At 32.9% G+C, this 18,635-nt stretch carries 14 protein-coding genes and 1 tRNA gene; 9 read left to right on the top strand and 6 right to left on the bottom strand.

Annotation, left to right across the window (positions count from 1 at the left end; all coding sequences use genetic code 11):
* Positions 1–207 precede the first annotated feature (207 nt).
* The 4 genes from SHI72_RS19465 to SHI72_RS19480 all read right to left on the bottom strand — a co-directional run bounded on the left by SHI72_RS19465 (position 208) and on the right by SHI72_RS19480 (position 4,203).
* Positions 208–281 (bottom strand) — tRNA-Ile (locus SHI72_RS19465).
* Positions 282–426: 145 nt separating this feature from the next.
* Positions 427–828: a methylmalonyl-CoA epimerase gene (gene mce, locus SHI72_RS19470; protein WP_081912417.1), complete on the bottom strand. Its 402-nt coding sequence runs from the start codon at positions 826–828 to the stop codon at positions 427–429.
* A 35-nt stretch (positions 829–863) separates the two neighbouring features.
* On the bottom strand, positions 864–3,239 hold the full coding sequence (locus tag SHI72_RS19475; RefSeq protein ID WP_323491101.1) for a hypothetical protein: 2,376 nt from the start codon (positions 3,237–3,239) through the stop codon (positions 864–866).
* Complete coding sequence (locus SHI72_RS19480) at positions 3,199–4,203, bottom strand: hypothetical protein (RefSeq protein WP_323491102.1); 1,005 nt, start codon at positions 4,201–4,203, stop codon at positions 3,199–3,201. Before SHI72_RS19480 ends, SHI72_RS19475 begins: the two co-directional genes overlap by 41 nt.
* Before the next feature lie 206 nt (positions 4,204–4,409).
* Between SHI72_RS19480 and SHI72_RS19485 the strand changes: the two genes are divergently transcribed.
* Complete coding sequence (locus SHI72_RS19485; RefSeq protein ID WP_323491103.1) at positions 4,410–6,080, top strand: Ig-like domain-containing protein; 1,671 nt, start codon at positions 4,410–4,412, stop codon at positions 6,078–6,080.
* Position 6,081: 1 nt separating this feature from the next.
* Here SHI72_RS19485 and SHI72_RS19490 read toward each other — a convergent pair whose 3' ends face one another.
* Positions 6,082–6,852, bottom strand: coding sequence for a nitrilase family protein (locus SHI72_RS19490; protein ID WP_039113107.1), 771 nt, complete (start codon positions 6,850–6,852; stop codon positions 6,082–6,084).
* A gap of 248 nt (positions 6,853–7,100) precedes the next feature.
* Here SHI72_RS19490 and SHI72_RS19495 point away from each other — a divergent pair, with 248 nt between their 5' ends.
* From SHI72_RS19495 to SHI72_RS19530, 8 genes are all read left to right on the top strand, one after another.
* On the top strand, positions 7,101–10,256 hold the full coding sequence (locus SHI72_RS19495; protein ID WP_323491104.1) for a SusC/RagA family TonB-linked outer membrane protein: 3,156 nt from the start codon (positions 7,101–7,103) through the stop codon (positions 10,254–10,256).
* Between the two features lie 12 nt (positions 10,257–10,268).
* Positions 10,269–11,801 (top strand): SusD/RagB family nutrient-binding outer membrane lipoprotein, encoded by a 1,533-nt coding sequence (locus SHI72_RS19500; RefSeq protein WP_323491105.1) that lies wholly within the window; start codon positions 10,269–10,271, stop codon positions 11,799–11,801.
* A gap of 14 nt (positions 11,802–11,815) precedes the next feature.
* On the top strand, positions 11,816–13,135 hold the full coding sequence (locus SHI72_RS19505; protein WP_323491106.1) for a gluconate:H+ symporter: 1,320 nt from the start codon (positions 11,816–11,818) through the stop codon (positions 13,133–13,135).
* A 4-nt stretch (positions 13,136–13,139) separates the two neighbouring features.
* Positions 13,140–13,607 (top strand): RidA family protein, encoded by a 468-nt coding sequence (locus SHI72_RS19510; RefSeq protein ID WP_039118012.1) that lies wholly within the window; start codon positions 13,140–13,142, stop codon positions 13,605–13,607.
* Positions 13,608–13,841: 234 nt separating this feature from the next.
* Positions 13,842–14,873: a sugar kinase gene (locus tag SHI72_RS19515; protein WP_323491107.1), complete on the top strand. Its 1,032-nt coding sequence runs from the start codon at positions 13,842–13,844 to the stop codon at positions 14,871–14,873.
* Between the two features lie 14 nt (positions 14,874–14,887).
* Positions 14,888–15,535: an aldolase gene (locus tag SHI72_RS19520; protein WP_323491108.1), complete on the top strand. Its 648-nt coding sequence runs from the start codon at positions 14,888–14,890 to the stop codon at positions 15,533–15,535.
* A gap of 4 nt (positions 15,536–15,539) precedes the next feature.
* A complete protein-coding gene (locus SHI72_RS19525; RefSeq protein WP_323491109.1) occupies positions 15,540–16,655 on the top strand; it encodes a D-TA family PLP-dependent enzyme in 1,116 nt (371 codons plus the stop codon).
* A 17-nt stretch (positions 16,656–16,672) separates the two neighbouring features.
* The gene (locus SHI72_RS19530; RefSeq protein ID WP_323491110.1) at positions 16,673–17,743 is read left to right on the top strand and encodes a dipeptidase; all 1,071 of its coding nucleotides are present in this window, start codon (positions 16,673–16,675) and stop codon (positions 17,741–17,743) included.
* Here SHI72_RS19530 and SHI72_RS19535 read toward each other — a convergent pair.
* Complete coding sequence (locus tag SHI72_RS19535) at positions 17,740–18,513, bottom strand: DeoR/GlpR family DNA-binding transcription regulator (protein ID WP_323491111.1); 774 nt, start codon at positions 18,511–18,513, stop codon at positions 17,740–17,742. The genes SHI72_RS19530 and SHI72_RS19535 overlap by 4 nt on opposite strands.
* Between the last annotated feature and the right edge of the window lie 122 nt (positions 18,514–18,635).

Raw genomic sequence — 18,635 nt, forward strand, 5'->3', positions numbered from 1 at the left:
TTCTGCCGAATCTTTTAATGCAAAAATAAAAGCATTTAGAAGCCAATTTAGAGGTGTAAGAAATATTGATTTCTTCTTATTCAGATTATCTAATCTTTTTGCTTAATCCCCAACTTTTGCACCTGATCCTGTTTTTTGAAACCTAAAAAACTTTTATCTACAAAAAAAGCCTTTACATTACTGTAAAGGCTTTTCTAATTTAGACTGTGGTCCCACCTGGGCTCGAACCAGGGACCACCTGATTATGAGTCAGGTGCTCTAACCAGCTGAGCTATAGGACCGGTTTTGAGGTTGCAATATTACTACTATTTTTCATTTGTAGCAAATATTTGGGGGTGATTTTTACATTAATTTCGTTAATAATTTCAACAAAATCAAAACTACCTGATTATTAAACCTCTAACTTACGCATTAAATACTCTAAAATTATTTAATTTCCTGACATAACTCAATCAAAACTCCATTTGTGCTTTTGGGATGCAAAAAAACTACCAATTTATTGTCTGCTCCTTTTTTTGGAGTTTCATTTAAAACAACAAAACCTTCATTTTTTAAACGCTCCACTTCAGCAATGATATCCGTTACATCAAAAGCTATATGATGAATCCCTTCTCCTTTTTTCTCCAAAAACTTAGCAATCGGACTTTCTGGGTTTGTTGCTGCCAGAAGCTCTATTTTATTTGGTCCGTTTTGAAAAAATGAAGTTATCACTCCTTCGCTTTCTACTGCTTCTGATTTATATGCAGGGACTCCGAAAAGCTTTTCAAACAAAAGATTTGAAACTTCTAAATCTTTAACTGCAATTCCTATATGTTCTATTTTATTCATCATCTTAAATTGATTTAAAAAATTACAGATTCTTTTTATTGATTAACGTATGTATTAAAGTAACCACATTCGGCAATTACGTCTTGATAGTATTTCGTATCCGAATAATCTTTTTTCAACATTTTAAAACTATTCCACGCTAAAAAATTAATCTTATCTTCTGGAATATCCCACCAATTTTTTGCCGAATTATACTTTTTATTATAATATTCATTTCGCTCGCATTTTGCCAACATATAAACACATTTTGCTTTTTGCTCTTTTGTTGCAGCAGCTTCAAGTGCTTTTTGATAATACATTTTAGGAACCGAGCAATTTGTAATCATTTTTTTCATAGAATCTCTAAATGAATACGGACTTGAACCATACCCTACAATTCCGATTTCATAAAAACTTCTCCCGTTTCCGAAATGTGTAATATTATAAAATGCATTCCCAAGCAATAAGCTATTCGTATATACATCTTCATTTTTAGCAAGTTTATCTTGCATCGTTTTTATAGTCGTTAAAAACTCTATCTGAGAATATTTCTTTTTCTGGAATGCTGTATGATCACAATCATGACAATCTTTTATATTTCCATTAAATGGATTTCCGTAAAAAACCTTATTTTGCAATGTATCTGTTTGTTGCATAAAAGCAATTGCTTCTGGAATTTTATTTTGATACGTTGCCTGTATTGCTTGGAAATTATTAATATTATTTAAATTCAAATTATAAATACTATATCCTATTTTTTCTATTTCAGTTTTATTTGGCTTAGCCAAAAATGCTTTCATCCCTAATAAATTCTTTTCGACATCATAAAAAGAATTTCCTGCTCCCCAATAACCATAAGCCGAAGTATTTGCAAACAATTCTGCCATTACATAATCTTTCTGCTCTGTATAAAGTGTCATCAAATACGTTTTACTCCAACTAGAAGCGTTTTCATAGCGAAAATCACCTACCTTTTGCTTTGGAAGCTCTTGATATAACCAATTTAAATCTTTAAGGATTGTTTTTTCATTTTTAGAAGTTAGCTTATCGATTTTACTCATATTATTTACAAAACGAAGTAATCTAAGCTGATTATTAGCCAATTCTGTTTTAGGCATTGTTTTTTCTGCTTTCGTAAAATTCTCATCTGCTTTAGCAAACTCTCCTTTTAATGTTTGCAAATACCCTAGCGCAATATCCCACAAATACGGTTTTTCTGTATTTCCTGTTGCAGCTATTTTAGACACTAAATCGAATGCTTTTACATCAATTTTAGCCTGATTTCCTTTCTTATTTTCAGCAACAGTTTGTTTTATTGCAGGTGCACTATAATCCGTAGAACCCTCAGAATTAACTTTAGCCAACTCAAATGAATTATTAATTCCTTGCTCTTGTTGATTAACCAATCTTGTAAGCAAATAATTTAAGTGTTGATTTTTAGGATCTAATTGATAAATTTTATCAACTGCTTGCGCTTCATCTTTATAATATCCATGAATTGCCCAAAGTGCCGCTTTTTCTTTATTATTTTTGGCCATAGCCAAAGATTTATTCCAATCTGCTTCGTTTTCTGGGCGAAAACTATATGCTGTAACAACTCTCAATTCTGGACATTTATCAAATACTTGTGCGTATAAATAATTAGATACTGGATATCTACCTTGTTGGTGATTTATTCCTGCCACATAAGCAAGCGCACGATAATACAATACATTTTTAGGAACTGATGCTTCTGTTTTATTAAAAAATGCAATTGCTTTTTGCTTATTACTACTATAAAAATAGGCTTTCATGGTAAGAAACCAATATCTGTTTTTCAGGAACGGATCTGATATCGTATTATAAACATTTTCGATAGATTGGATCATTTTAAAATCATCAAAAGTATCAGCTACCCTTGGCTCATAACTCCAATAATTTTCTCCAACCGAAACTGTTTCTATCTTTTGTGCCAAATACAAAAACTCAATAAAAGCTTTCGTTTTATCATCTTTCAGGTTTATTTTTTTACCCCATTTTAAAGAAGACTGATTCGCTTTTTTATTTTTAAAAAAAACGTGAAGTTGCTCAATTTCTCCCTTATATTTTGAAGCTTTTTCTCTATCATACGAATAACTTGACGTATTATCCCCTATTAAAAAATAACTTACTGTAGCTGTATCAACTTTAGTTTTTAAATAGGCATTCCAATCTGATTTAATATCTTCATTAAATCTAGAATTATGTTCAGTATCGAAACCGATTCCGTAAAAAACTTCTCCTGATAAAAACAATGGTCTGTATGATTTCTCAACAAAAGTTTCGGGAGTAAAATTAGAACTATACCCCATTCCCCAATCGTCACCGCCTCCGCAAGCATAAATTATACCGTAAGCAAACAATAAAACACCACTAGAAACAAGAAAGAACTTGTTTAAAAACATTTTTTTCATAATTTTTTAAATTGAATTCATCTAAGTCGTAAAAAATAATTTCTTTTGGATATTGAGCTGTATTCTCTTCTAAATCAGAAGCCATTTCCAGCAAATCATCCCTCGATATTATCTCCATTTTTAAAATATCGCCTTGCTTGTAAAAAGTCCCATTTTTATAATTTGAGTTCTTTACAGTGAAATATTTTTTACGACTTAGTACAAAATTAGCATCATTTTGCAATTCTTCTACATTCATTTTACTTTTTAATCCTATTACTTTATTGTCTCGGATATGTACCGCCCAAAAATAAATTGGCAAGGCAAAATCAAGCGGTAAAGGATATTTTTTTAAACTTTTTATATATCGCTGCGCAACTCTTCTGTCGTAAATTGAATTAAGAGAATCTGGCGCAATTGTCCCCATATTATAATACATTAAAACTCCCCTGTCTACATTTGGAATTTTAGTCTTTTCAAAATATTTTACCTGATGTAAACGTATTGTAGCCGAAAGCTTTTTATGAGATATCTTCTTGAAAGTTTCTATAAATTTTAAATAATTTGACTTACTCGCCAATGTCCAATCACAATCGATTTGAATTTCCTGACACGAGATTCCATTTTTCTTGTTTATTAACTCGATAAAATCAAATGTTTTTTTAGCCAGATTATCAACATCAATTCCTTTTTTTAACATCACTTTATTTTTGATGTATACCACTGGGACTATCGTTAAGTTTTCTGTTTTATTTTCGAAATGAATTGGACTCAGCGGAAATGCTTCTTGAGTTTTTGGGTGTAAATCGACATCAAAATATCGAATATAAACCTTACTGATATTATTTTGCTGCAAAGCTTCCTTCTCTACTGTAGATAATTTAAAGATGGTTTTCCAATAATAAAAAGCTGCAACTGGTTTTTCTTGTTTATTACATGAAATCAATAATAAAAACAAAACACTAAAGACAACGCGAAGTTTCAAAATATTCTAAATTAAATTTACTGTCAAATGTAAGGATACATTTTATTTTAGCGAAAGAATACAAACAGGTTTATCTATAAATAATTTGAGGTAAATCTAGCTTACCTTTATTTTAATCCAAAGTAACAACTCCCAATAATTCGATAAAAAATTTCGATTAAAGCAAATATAATTGTTATTTTGTGCAATAAAAATCTAAACCGATTATGTTGAAAAGCAACTTAAAATATATTTTCTTTTTATTGACCTTATTAATGGTAAGTTGCGCCAAACGCGGAAGCATAACCGGAGGATTAAAAGACACCCTTGCACCTGTTTTATTATCTAGTGTTCCTAAAAATTTTAGTACCGAATTTAAAGGCAATACTATAAAATTGACATTTGATGAGTATGTAAAAATTAAAAACGCGAATAAACAATTGATTATTTCGCCACCAATGAAGCATGAACCTCTCATAAATCCTACAACGGCGAGCAAATACATCACTATAAAAATAAACGACACTTTACAACCTAATACTACCTATAGTTTTAATTTTGGGCAAAGTATTACCGATAATAATGAGGGAAATCCGTATAACCAATTTAAGTACATTTTTTCTACAGGAAGCTATATAGACTCCTTGGCTCTTGGTGGAAAAATAAAAGATGCACATGATAAACAATCAGACTCATTTGTATCTGTAATGCTTTATGAAATAAACGACACTTATAAAGATTCGGTTGTTTACAAGGAAAATCCACGATATATTACCAACACATTAGATAGTTTAAAGACGTTTAGATTAGAGAATCTAAAGGCTGGAAAATATCTTCTGGTTGCTCTAAAAGACAAAGGAAATAACAATAAATTCAACCCTAAGGATGACAAAATAGGATTTATAAAACATCCTATTACAATACCTAATGATACTATTTATGAATTAGAATTATTTAAAGAAGTACTACCTTTAAAAACACATAAACCTGCTCAGGTTTCAGGAAACAGACTGGTTGTAGGTTACGATGGAAAACAAAATTTTAAGAACTCCAGGCCTAAGATTATCTTAAAGAACAACGGAGAAATTCTCCCAACAATTGTTACTCAATTTCCTAAAAAAGATTCACTTCAGGTATGGTACAAACCTCTAAAAGTCGATTCTCTATCGATGGAAATCACCAAAGACAACTACAAAAAGAATTACTCTTTTAAGATAAAAGATCAAAAGAAAGATACTTTACATATTAATGCGCTGCAAAGTGGAATTATCCATTTTAGAGACCGATTTACATTAGAAAGCGGAACTCCTTTGGTTCGTTTTGATGAATCAAAAATAAAACTAATAAACAAAGATTCTGTCGCAGTTCCTTTTAAAACTGAATATGATGATTTTGATCAACGTCTATTCTTTGACTTCAAAAAAGAACCTTCTGAAAAATATTCATTTACTCTTTTGCCTGGAGCATTGATTGATTTTTACGAAAAAACAAATGACACTTTAAAATATACTTTAACAACAAAAGCTCCTGCTGATTACGGAAATCTAATCCTTAATTTACAGAATGCAAAACGGTTCCCTATAATCATTGAATTAACAAATCAAAAAGGAGAAACGGTTCTTGCGACTGAATACACTGAAGGTAATACTAAAATAGAATTTGACCTCTTGGAGCCAAGCTTATTTACTCTTCGTGCGATTTATGACGATAATAAAAACAAGCAGTATGATCCAGGAAATTTTTTAGAAAAAAGATATGCTGAAGAGGTTATTTATTTCTCAAAAGAAATCGACGTTAGAGCCAATTGGGATGTTGATCAAGTTTTTGATCTAAGCATTCCTTATAATCCAGAATCTGATAAAAAAACAGACAAAAAGAAAACCGATAAAAAGAAATAATCTATAATCCCTGGATTATAAATTGATCTTTATCATTCAGGAAATCAAGTTTTTTTCTTGTTTCGTACATTTTTTCTTTATCTAATTCCGTAATAAAAACACCTTCTATTTCTTGGGGAGTAATTAAATATTCTCCAAGAAAATCTATTACTTGTGAGTGCCCAATGTGCTCATATCCATGATAATCTAAACCAATTCTGTTTACTCCTACCGAATAACACATGTTTTCGATAGCACGCGCTTTTAATAATGTATCCCATGCATTAGTGCGTATTTTAGGCCAATTGGCTACATATAATAGCAAATCATAGGATTCTGTATTTCTAGAAAAAACAGGAAATCTAAGATCATAACAAATTAGCGGACATATTTTCCATCCTAAATAATCTACAATTAGTTTCTGATCTCCTTTGGTATACACTTTATCTTCTCCTGCAAGAGTAAACAAATGTCGCTTATCATAATATTTTGTTTCTCCTGAGGGAAAAACAAATAATAACCTATTATAAAACTCCCCATTCTCCTCGATTACCAAACTTCCGGTAATTGCCCTTTTTGTAGCTCTAGCTAATAAACTCATCCACTCAACGGTTTCTCCTTGCATTGTTTCGGCAACACTAGAAGGATTCATAGTAAATCCTGTAGAAAACATTTCGGGAAGCACAATCAAATCAACAGCTTCGCTAATTTCATGAATCTTTTGTTCGAAATAATTTCGGTTTTTTTCTGGGCTTTCCCAGTATAGATCTGTTTGAATTAATGCAATTTTCATATTGTAAAAATACTCTTTTTTAAAATAAATCAGCTCATTCGACTTTAACTCCAAATAGATTATTTCTTAAAACTCATTCAACTCAACAAACACCACACTTTTGGGAATAAAAAAACATTAAACAAAAAAATATTGCAATATTTTTGCAAAATATTGCAAAAATATTTCAAATCGTGAGAATAAATTATATATATTTGACCACAAACAAATAACCAACCAAACCACAAAACAATGAAAACCAGAAAATTATGAAAACCAAATTATTATCTTTAGTATTTATTGGAGGAATGAGCCTAACAATAAACGCACATGAAAATGCAATAAAAAAGCATTCCTTAGAACAAAGCACGAGTCAAATTGAGATAACTGGTAAAGTAGTAGGTCAAGATGACGGAATGCCAATTGCTGGAGCAACCGTATACGCAAAAAGCAATAACCGAATAGCAACGATTACTGATGAAAACGGAAACTTTAAACTAAATGTTCCTGAAAGTGAAAGTTTTGTTGTCGTTAACTACATGGGATACGGAACAAGCGAATCCAAAATAAATGGCACAAATCAATTACTTATAAGTTTAAAACCATCTGAAAATGTTTTAGAACAAGTTTTTGTTACTGCATTAGGCGTTAAAAAAGTAAGCAAATCTCTAACCTATGCAGTAACCGAGCTAAAAGGGTCTGAGTTTAACAAAGCGAAAGAAGCTAATATCTCAAATGCTTTGGTGGGTAAAATTGCCGGAGTAAACGTTAGCAGTACAGCAACAGGACCAAACGGTTCGACCAGAGTTGTAATACGTGGAAATGGTTCCTTAAACGGAAATAATCAACCTATGTATGTTGTAAATGATTTACCAATAGACAACACACAACTTAATTTACCTGGAACCGGAAATGCGCCTGGCTCACCAAAATTAAATGTTGACAGAGGAGATGGAACTGCTTTAATAAATCCTGACGACATCAAGTCTATAACAGTTCTTAAAGGAGGAACTGCTGCGGCTTTATATGGTGCTAATGCTGCTAATGGAGTAATCTTGATTCAAACCAAAAGAGGTTCTGCTCAAAAAGGTATCGGGATTGACTATAACACATCATTTACTCTAGAAACTCCCGCAGTAATACCAGATTGGCAATATGAATATGGAGCTGGAGATGCGGGCAAAAAGCCTTTAACCCAAAATGAAGCCATAGCTACCGGACGCTGGTCTTGGGGAGCTAAAATGGACGGAACTGATGTAGTGCAATTTGATGGAGTAAAAAGACCTTATAGCCCACAAAAAGATAATATTAAAAATTTCTACAGACCTGGAACTACATATATAAACTCAATTGCGTTATCTGGTGGTACCGACAAAGCAAGTGGTCGTCTTTCATTCTCTAATATGAATAGCGAAGGTATTGTACCAAATGCCGACTTTAATCGCAAAACAATCAATTTAGCCAGTAATGTAAATCTAACTGATTGGTTAAAATTTGATGTGGTAACACAATACAATCTAGAAAAATCAAACAACAGACCAACTGTATCCGATGCTGAAGCAAACCCAAACTGGGGAACTTACTTAATTGCAAATACTGTAGACATTAGAAACTTAGCTCCTGGATATGATGAAAACGGAAAAGAAGTAGCATGGAACCCTGTTCCCGTTGCAACAAATCCTCAATTTGTGGTGAATAGAATTAAAAATAATGATACTAAAAACCGTTTTGTAGGAATGGCAAACGTAAAGTTAAACTTTACACCAGATTTATTTTTACAAGGTCGTATTGGTCAAGATTACACAAACTATGAATTCTTTGGATACATCCCTAAAACATCTTTAAATACTCCTGATGGTTATGTTCAGGGTTCAAAAATGATATTATCTAATATAAATTCTGAAGCAATACTTAATTACACCAAGAAAAACATATACAGAGGAATTTCTTTAAGCTCATTAATAGGAGTTAATTCGAGAACGACACTAAGAGACGAAGTAAGAGTGGATGGAACAGGATTTGTTCTAGACGATTTTTACTCACTAACAAACTTAAAAACTGTAAGCTATACATACCCTTACGGAAAAACCAAAACCAACTCAGTTTACGGTGCGATAGATTTAGATTATAAAAATGTATTCTTTTTAAACTTTACAGGACGCCAAGATTGGTTCTCTACACTATCTAAAGATAATAACACCGTATTCTACCCTTCTATTGGATCTAGCGTAATAGTTTCAGACATATTAACAATGCCAAGCTGGGTTTCTTTTGCAAAATTAAGAGGTTCATGGGCACAAGTAGGTGGAGCAACTCCTGACCCATACGCATTAAATCCATCTTACTCTATGATTCAAGGAGGCCATAATGGGCAACAACTCCAAGGTCCAACTAGCTCAAGAGTACCTAGCCCTACTCTAAGCCCTTTAACCTCAACAACATTTGAAATAGGTACAGATTTAGGTTTTTTTAATAATCGTATGAACATTGATTTTGCTTGGTACAATCGTAAAACAACCAACGACATTGTAGAAACTACTATATCCAATGCATCTGGAGCAACTACTTCTTTATTAAATCTCGGAAAAATGAGAAACAAAGGTGTAGAACTTTTAATTAATGGAAAAATTATGAGTTCAGAAAATTTCTCATGGGATGTTACCTTCAATGGATCTTATAACAAAAACACAGTAGAGGCCTTAACCGAAGAATTAACCTCTATAACAATGGCATCTTCTGTAAATAATTATGCGATTATTGCAAGTGATGTTGGCAGACCATATAGTATCATAAAAGGATATAAACCTCTTAAAGATGCAAATGGAAACACTGTTTATAATGTAAGCGGAGGCTCGGCTACCACAGAAAGAGGACCACTTGAAGAATTAGGTCAAGGTGTACATCCTTGGGGAGCAGGACTTAGTAATGAATTTAGATACAAAGCAATAACATTTAGCTTTTTGATAGATGCAAAATTTGGAGGTAGCCTATATTCTGGTACCGATTTATATGGAACTCGTATGGGACTTACAAAACTTACTCTGGAAGGACGTGAAAATGGATTACCAATAAAAGGTGTTGATAAAAACGGAGGAACTGTAGATATGGTTATTGCTCCTGAAAACTTAAGAACGTATTATGACGGATTAAAAAACATAACATCTGAATTTGTTTATGATGCTAGTTTTGTAAAATTGAGACAAGTAATTATCGGATACCAATTGCCTATTAATAAGATTAAAGGTCTTTCTGTAATTCAATCAGCATCAATTTCATTTGTTGCCCGAAATTTATTCATTCTTTATAAGAAAACTCCAAACGTAGATCCTGAATCAGTTTTTAGCGCTGGTAATGCTCAAGGTATAGAACAATTTGGTGTACCTAGAACCAGAAGTTTTGGTTTAAGCTTAAGTGTTAAAATATAAAAATTAAAAGACATGAAAAAGATAACAACCCTATATATAGCAGGCATCCTTTTATTAAGCATATCAGCTTGTACTAAAGATTTTGAAGAAACTAATACAAATCCAAATGCAGTAGATAAACCTACTCCAAATTTCATTTTTAGCAGATCTCAGCTTGACGGATTAAACAATAATTATTTTTTCACCTCAATTATTGAATGTGGTCAAATGATGCAACATTATTCCACTTACAAAGAAGCATCAGGAGCAGGAGACAAATACCTTGACAACGAAGTATATTACTCTGCCTTTTTTGCACGAATATATCCAAATGCAATAAACGAAGTAACTATTGTAATAAACACACTAAAGGATAATCCAGAAAATATCAACAGGTATAATATTGCCAGAATTTGGAGAGCTTACCTATTTCACCGTGTTACAGATTTATATGGAGACGTTCCATACTCTCAAGCTGCAAAAGCAAATTCTGATCTTCTTTTTTTACCTAAATATGATAGTCAGGAATTTATATATAAAGATTTACTGAAAGAATTAGATGAAGCAGCATCAGCATTAACCACATCCAAACCTAGTTTTGGCGAGGCTGATTTAATATACGATGGTGATATTAATAAATGGAAGAAATTTTCATATTCATTAATGCTTCGATTAGGAATGAGATTATCTAAAGTTGACCCTGCGCTTTCTAAAACTTGGGTAAATAAGGCAATTACAGGTGGGGTAATCCTTAATGCTGCCGATAATGCCATAATGGAATATAAAGACGGGCCAAACGATATAAACCGTAATCCATCTGCTCTAGATCCAATAAATCTTGATTTTGCAAAATCATCTTTCGGACAAAAAAACAATGAAGGCGGAAAACTTAGTAAAACTTTTATTGATATACTAAAAACTACTAACGATCCAAGAATTAGTATATACTCAGGTGTTTGGCAAGGTACGGTACAAAATACAAGTCCTGCCGTGCAAAAAGGTTTTCCAAACGGAACTAAAATAGCACCAACTCCAATTGAGCAGGCTACTTATTCTGAACCAAACCAAAGTACCGTTCTTAAAGTTGACTCTCCTCTTATTATAATTAGCAATGCCGAAACTAATTTATATCTGGCAGAAGCTGCTCTTAGAGGATGGTATGTGGGAGAATCTGACCAAAGTTTATACGAAAAAGCGGTAAAAGCTTCTTTCCTAAATGCTGTGATTTACGGTCCTTCTTACGCCATAACTGATGCAACCCCATATTTAACTGCAAATCCATATTTGGCTGGAGGCACATTTGATCAAAAAATGAATCAGATACATACTCAATTCTGGATTGCTTTATTTATAGATGAACAAGAAGTTTATGCAAACTGGAGAAGAACTGGCTACCCAATATTAACTCCTGTAAATTTTCCCGGAAACGTGACAAACGGCACAATACCAAGGCGTTTTAAATATCCAACTGCCGAATATTCTGTTAATTCTGCTAACTTAGCAGAAGCAGTTAAGCGTCAGGGCAGCGATGCGTTTACAACAAGAATGTGGTGGGATAAACAATAATATAAGTAAATTAAATGAGTATTATAATTCTTTCGGCATGCATTATTTTTTTAGTGCTACAAATAACTTGGTTTAAAATCAACCCATTTATTGCCTTTATTATAACATCATTATTGGCAGGCCTACTATTAGGTTTGCCAATAATAACGTTAACACAAACCGTTCAAAAAGGTTTGGGCGATATGCTGGGCTCAATTGCCCTAATTATCATATTTGGTACCTGCATTGGTAAACTTACCGTTTTTTCTGGAGCCGCATCTGTAATTGCAAAGACAGTTATGGAATGGACAGGCGAAAAATACGTACGATTAGGTTTAATGATTACAGGATTTATTGTTGGAATCCCTTTATTTTATAGTGTAGGCTTTATACTTTTGGTTCCTTTAATATTTTCTGTAGCCAATCAGTTTAAACTACCCAAGGTATATATAGGTATTCCTATGCTCGCGTCACTTTCGGTTGCACATGGTTTTTTACCTCCCCATCCATCGCCAATGGCTTTAAGCAATACCTTAAGTGCCGACATTGGCTTGGTTTTAACCTATGGTATTATTGTTTCTATACCAACTATTCTTATTGCAGGTTTATTATTCTCTAACACGCTTAAGAATATTAAATCTAATGATAAAAACACTATTGTTCCAACCGAAGAACCTACAAACCAAGCTACAAAACCTAGTTTTTTTACAAGTATAGCTTCTTCATTATTTCCAGTATTTGGTTTAACGATTACTTCCTTATTACCATTAGTCTGGAAAAACGAACAAGTAGAACTACTATGCAAAACTATAGGCGAACCTAGTATTATCATGTTAATTTCATTAATCATTTGCACCTACACATTAGGCTTTCGTACAGGTAAAAACATGAAAACCATTATGGACAAATATGCAGTTGCGATAAAAGACGTTGCATTAATAGTACTTATTATTGGTGGAGCCGGAAGTTTAAAAGAAGTAATGATGGTAAGCGGCGTAAGCCAAACCATTGTCGAATCTTTAATACAAATAGACATTCATCCTTATTTACTTGCCTGGTTAATAGCTGCATTAATACGAATTTGTGTTGGATCGGCCACTGCCGCAGGCTTAATGACTGCCGGAGTTTTAGTACCTTTATTACAATTAAAATCATTAGACCCCAACTTATTGGTTCTTTCTATAGGCGCAGGTAGCCTGATGTGCTCTCATGTAAACGATCCTGGATTCTGGATGTTCAAAGAATACTTTGGCACCAGCATGAAAGACACCATTAAATCCTGGACAGTGATGGAGTCATTAGTATCCGTCCTTGGAATTATTTTTATTTTTATATTAAACATTTTTATACACTAATATTATGAGCTTATTACCACAAGAAAAATTTGAATCACTTGGCCTAACATTACCCCCAGCTCCTAAACCTTTAGGCATATACAAACCATTCTTAATCGATGGCAAATATTTATATTTATCTGGTCATGGTCCTGTTAAAGACGACAAATCTTTAATCATAGGAAGAATTGGAGAAGACATGGATATTGAAGAAGGTAAACTAGCAGCTAGACAAGTAGGATTAACAATGTTATCAACAATTGTTACCAATTTTGAAAGCCTAAACGCAGTAAAAAGAGTAATTAAAGTACTCGGAATGGTAAATTGTACCTCTGATTTTTTACGTCATCCTTATGTTATTAATGGATGTAGCGAATTATTTGCTGAGGTATGGGGACAAGAAAACGGAATCGGAGTAAGAAGTGCCGTAGGAATGGGTTCTTTACCCGATAATATTCCTGTTGAGGTAGAAGCGATTTTCGAATTATATTAAAAAAGTTATGTCACTCCCGATAGCTATCGGGATTCAATGATTAACATTAATTTTTTTAATTAAACCATTAAGACATTAAGTTTCATTAAGAATCTAAGCTTAATTTTTCTTAACCTACTAATTTTCATTAAGAAGTCAAGCTTAATTTTCTTAATATCTTAATGGTAAAAAAATATTAAATGTTTGATCTGTGAATCCCGATAGCTATCGGGAGTGGCAAAAAAAATAATAACTATGAATACAAATACCTCACAAACAAAAATTGCAACATTTGGAGAACTTCTATTACGAATGGGCATAGCCAATGGCAATCGATTTACGCAAGCCAAAGAAATGCAGGTTCATATAGGAGGAGCCGAAGCAAATGTTTGTGTACTACTTTCACAATTAGGCATAAATACCAATTACATAACTCGTTTACCTAACAACGACCTATCTCAGCTTGCATTAAATGAACTCCATAAATACAATGTAAATACCACAGATTGTATTTATGGAGGAGATAGAATTGGCTTATATTTTATCGAATCAGGTAATCAGATAAGACAATCGCAGGTAATCTATGACCGTAATAATTCGGCTTTTGCAACTATTGCCGAAGATGAAATAAATTGGGATAAAGTTTTAGAAAATACAACCCATTTTCATTGGTCTGGAATCAGCCCAGGAGTTTCTAATGAGGCTGGTTTAGTTTGCAAAAAAGCAATATTAGCAGCTCATAACAAAGGCTTAACAATATCCTCTGACTTTAACTTTCGTACAAAATTATGGCAATACGGAAAAAGTCCTTCAGAAATAATGCCCGACCTTCTTTATTACAGCACAATTACTGTAGCCGATTTAGATTCGACAGAAATATATTTTGGTATTAAAACAGACAAAAATGATTCCGATTCTAATCGATTCCAAAAAACATATCAGTTATTAAAAGAAAAAATGCCTTACCTAAAAACATTAGCTATGAGCTTCAGAAAATCAGAAGGTCAAACCCATTTGTATTCAGGCATGTTATTTCACGAAGGTAAATTTTACGAATCAAAACAATATCTAATACATTTAGTTACCGACCAGATTGGATCAGGAGACGCCTTTACCGCAGGATTACTTTACAGCCTTAAAAACAATCTATCAGGACAAGAATGTATAGATTGGGCAACGGCATGTGGCGTTATAAAACAAAGCGTAGTAGGAGACTTTGCAATAACTACATCCGAAGAAATAAACCATTTTATCAAATACGGCTCAAGTAATAGAATTAATAGATAAAACATAATTACAAAATGTATAATATTTTAAAAGCACAAAGAGTACTTCCTTTAGTCACACAAATCAGCATTAAAACTGCCGAGATTATACTAAAATCTGCTTCAGATTCAGGAATTAAAATCATTGAATTTGCTGCACGTGCTGATGATGCAAAAGAAGTTTTTACCCAAATGGTAAATTTTAGAAACACAAATAACCTAGATATAAAATTGGCTGTTGGATCTGTCCTGACCTTAAATGATGCCGAAACGTACCATAAACTTGGTGCAGATTGCATTATATGCCCACATACAGATTTAGAAATAGGAAATTATTGTTTAAAAAATAATCTTTATTGGATTCCGGGAGCAGCTACATTAAACGAAGTTCTTCATGCTAATAAATTAGGAGCCGAAATAGTTAAACTTTTTCCTGCTGATAAAATAGGAGGTCCTGATTATGTAAAAGCTATAAAAGCACCATTCCCAAATTTAAAACTGATGCCTACTGGCGGAGTAACATTAGAGGAAAGCAATTTAAAATCCTGGTTTAAAGTAGGAGTTGTTTGTGTAGGGATTGGCTCTCATTTGTTCTCCAAAGAAATGTTATCTCAATTAGATTATAATAAATCATTTGAAGCTTTTAAAAATTTAATTGCTATTGTTGATAAAACCAGAAAATAAAGACATGGGAAATAATTGGTGGGAAATAAATCCAGAAACGCGTATTGACACTCCTTTTTTAGCGCTTTATATCGACCGTATTCGATACAATATCGAGCATTTAATTGAATCTGTAAATGGGAATACTCAAAAATTAAGACCACATATAAAAACGCATAAACTTGGAGAAATTCTTGATTTGTTTAAAAAATATCAAATAAACAAAGTAAAATGTGCCACTATTGCCGAGGCCGAATTATGTGCCATTCACAATGTTCCTGATATATTATTAGCCTATCAACCCACAGGATTAAAACAAAAACGCTGGATTACCTTACTACATAAATATCCTCGCCTTAATTTTTCGACTATTGTCGATAATATCGACACAGCAAACGAATTGTCCGAGTTAGGCAAAAGCTACAATTTAAAGCTAAATATCTATCTTGATATAAATGCTGGAATGAATAGAACCGGAATAAATTTTAAAAGCAATTGGAGTGATTTAGCCAGTGCCATAATCCAATTACCAAATATCAATTTCTTAGGATTACATATTTATGATGGCCATTTAAAAGGCACTATCGAGCAACGAACAAAAGAAGCATCAGATTCATTTACTCAGATAACAGATAAACTTTCTACACTTGAGCAAAAACTAGATTACAAACTAAAAATTGTTGCTGGTGGCTCTAATACATTTCCGTTTTATGCCACTCAGGAAAATGTAGAATCTAGCCCAGGTACATTTGTATTTTGGGATATTAATTATCAGACTAATTTACCTGAACAGAGTTTTAAACCCGCAGCGGTTTTAGTAGGAACAATTATTTCTAAACCCACAGAAAACACCTTATGTATCGATATTGGATATAAATCTGTGGCATCAGAAAACCCAATAGACAAACGTTTGACAATTTTAAATGACGATAAGTTAATTCCAATATCGCATTCCGAAGAACATTTAGTTCTCGAAAACAAAGGAAACAAACAATACAACCTAGGCGACACCATTTATGCAATCCCTTACCATATTTGTCCTACTTGTGCTTTATACGAAACAGTTCAAGTAGTAAACTCTCAGCAAGATATTTACAATCAATGGACTGTTCTTGCCCGCAATAAAAAAATAAGTATTTAAAAATAAAATACAACACTATGTTCATATTTGATGCACATCTAGACCTAAGCATGAATGCTATGGAATGGAATAGAGATTTAAGAAATGATGTATCTACATTGCGTCATTTAGAAAAAGGAATGAATGACAAACCAGATAGAGAAAAAGCTACCGTATCATTCCCAGATTTAAGAAAAGGAAACATCGGGATTGTAGTAGCTACTCAAATAGCGCGATTTGTTAAACCCGATAGTAAAATTCCTGGTTGGAATTCGCCACAACAAGCTTGGGCGCAAACACAAGCACAAGTCTCTTGGTACAAATGCATGGAAGAGGAAGGCGAAATGACTGCAATTACCGACAAGAAATCATTACTAAAACAAATTGAATTATGGAATGATGGCACTCCAAACGACAAAAAACCTATTGGCTATATTTTAAGTCTCGAAGGTGCAGATTCCCTTATTGATATTTCATACGTAGAAAAAGCGCACAATTACGGACTAAGAGCTATTGGTCCCGCACATTATGGCCCAGGTCGTTATGCTAACGGAACCGATTCTACAGGAAAAATGGGCGCAAACGGAATCGAATTGCTTAAAGAAATGGAACGTTTAAATATTATTCTGGATGCAACACATTTATGTGACGATGCTTTTTGGCAAGCCCTAGAAAACTATAACGGTCCAGTTTGGGCAAGTCACAATAATTGCCGAAGCTTAGTAAATCATAATAGACAATATAGTGATGATCAAATCAAAGAACTCATTTCCAGAGGAGCAGTTATAGGTGGCGCATTAGATGCATGGATGTTGGTACCAAACTGGGAACGAGGTGTTTCTACTCCATTAGGAATGCAATGTAATCTCGAAACCGTTTTTAAACATATGGACCACATATGCCAATTGGCAGGAAATGCAAATCACATTGGCGTAGGCTCAGATTTAGATGGCGCATTTGGCACAGAACAAACACCATATGATTTAAACACTATAGCCGATTTACAAAAATTAGTCTTCATCTTTAGAAGCCATGGATATTCAGAAGAAGATTTAAAAAATATCTTCCATCAAAACTGGATAAACTTCCTAATAAAAAATTGGGATTAAATAAAAGTCAAATTTGGAACAGCCTGCTTATACGATTGAAGCTTTTCATGATTAGGATCAACCTCAGTTATTACAAAATCTACTTCGGATAAGCTGGCAATTTTCATCTTTAAAACCGTATCCAATTTTTCGGATATTGTAAGAATAGCCGTTTTTTGAGAAGCCTGAATCATTGCTTTTTTTACCTGAACAGTTTCCCAATCAGAGTCTGAAAAACCTCCTTTGACATCTAATGCATTTGTTCCTAAAATTAATAAATCAACCTTAATACTTGATAACTGATGATACACATCTCCGCTCACACACATTTGACTATAAGGCGAAATACTCCCACCAATCATTATAACTTTCACATTAGGTTTATCCAAAAGTTCAACTGCAGATAAAACAGTTACGGTAAAAATGGTAAGATTTAAATCATTAGGAATTAATCGAATAAACTCTCTAATTGTAGTTCCTCCACCAATTAACAAAACCATTCCGTCGTGAAGCAATCCAACAGTTTTTTTTGCAATTATTTGTTTAGATTCACCTGCGTAAGTTTTTGTTACCGAAGAATGATGATATGCTTTTGTCATAGCACCACCTTTCACCTTAATCAGTAAAGACTCTGATTCAAGTTCATTTATATCTCTTCGAATTGTATCCTCAGAAACAAACAATTGATTAGAAAGTGTGTCGAAACTCACTCGGGTATGTAAGTTAATCTCTTTTAAAATATGAGCTTTTCTTTCTTCCTTGGTGTAATTTACCAATTCGTTATCATTCATGCGTTTCCATTTATTATAACAAAAGTAAACAAATAATGCAATAATATTGCTGGAAGAAATAAAAAACTAACACAAAAACAACACAAAAAACATCATTTACAATACATTAAATACAAAAACAC

The organism is Flavobacterium sp. PL02 (assembly GCF_035013205.1).
Lineage (GTDB): Bacteria > Bacteroidota > Bacteroidia > Flavobacteriales > Flavobacteriaceae > Flavobacterium.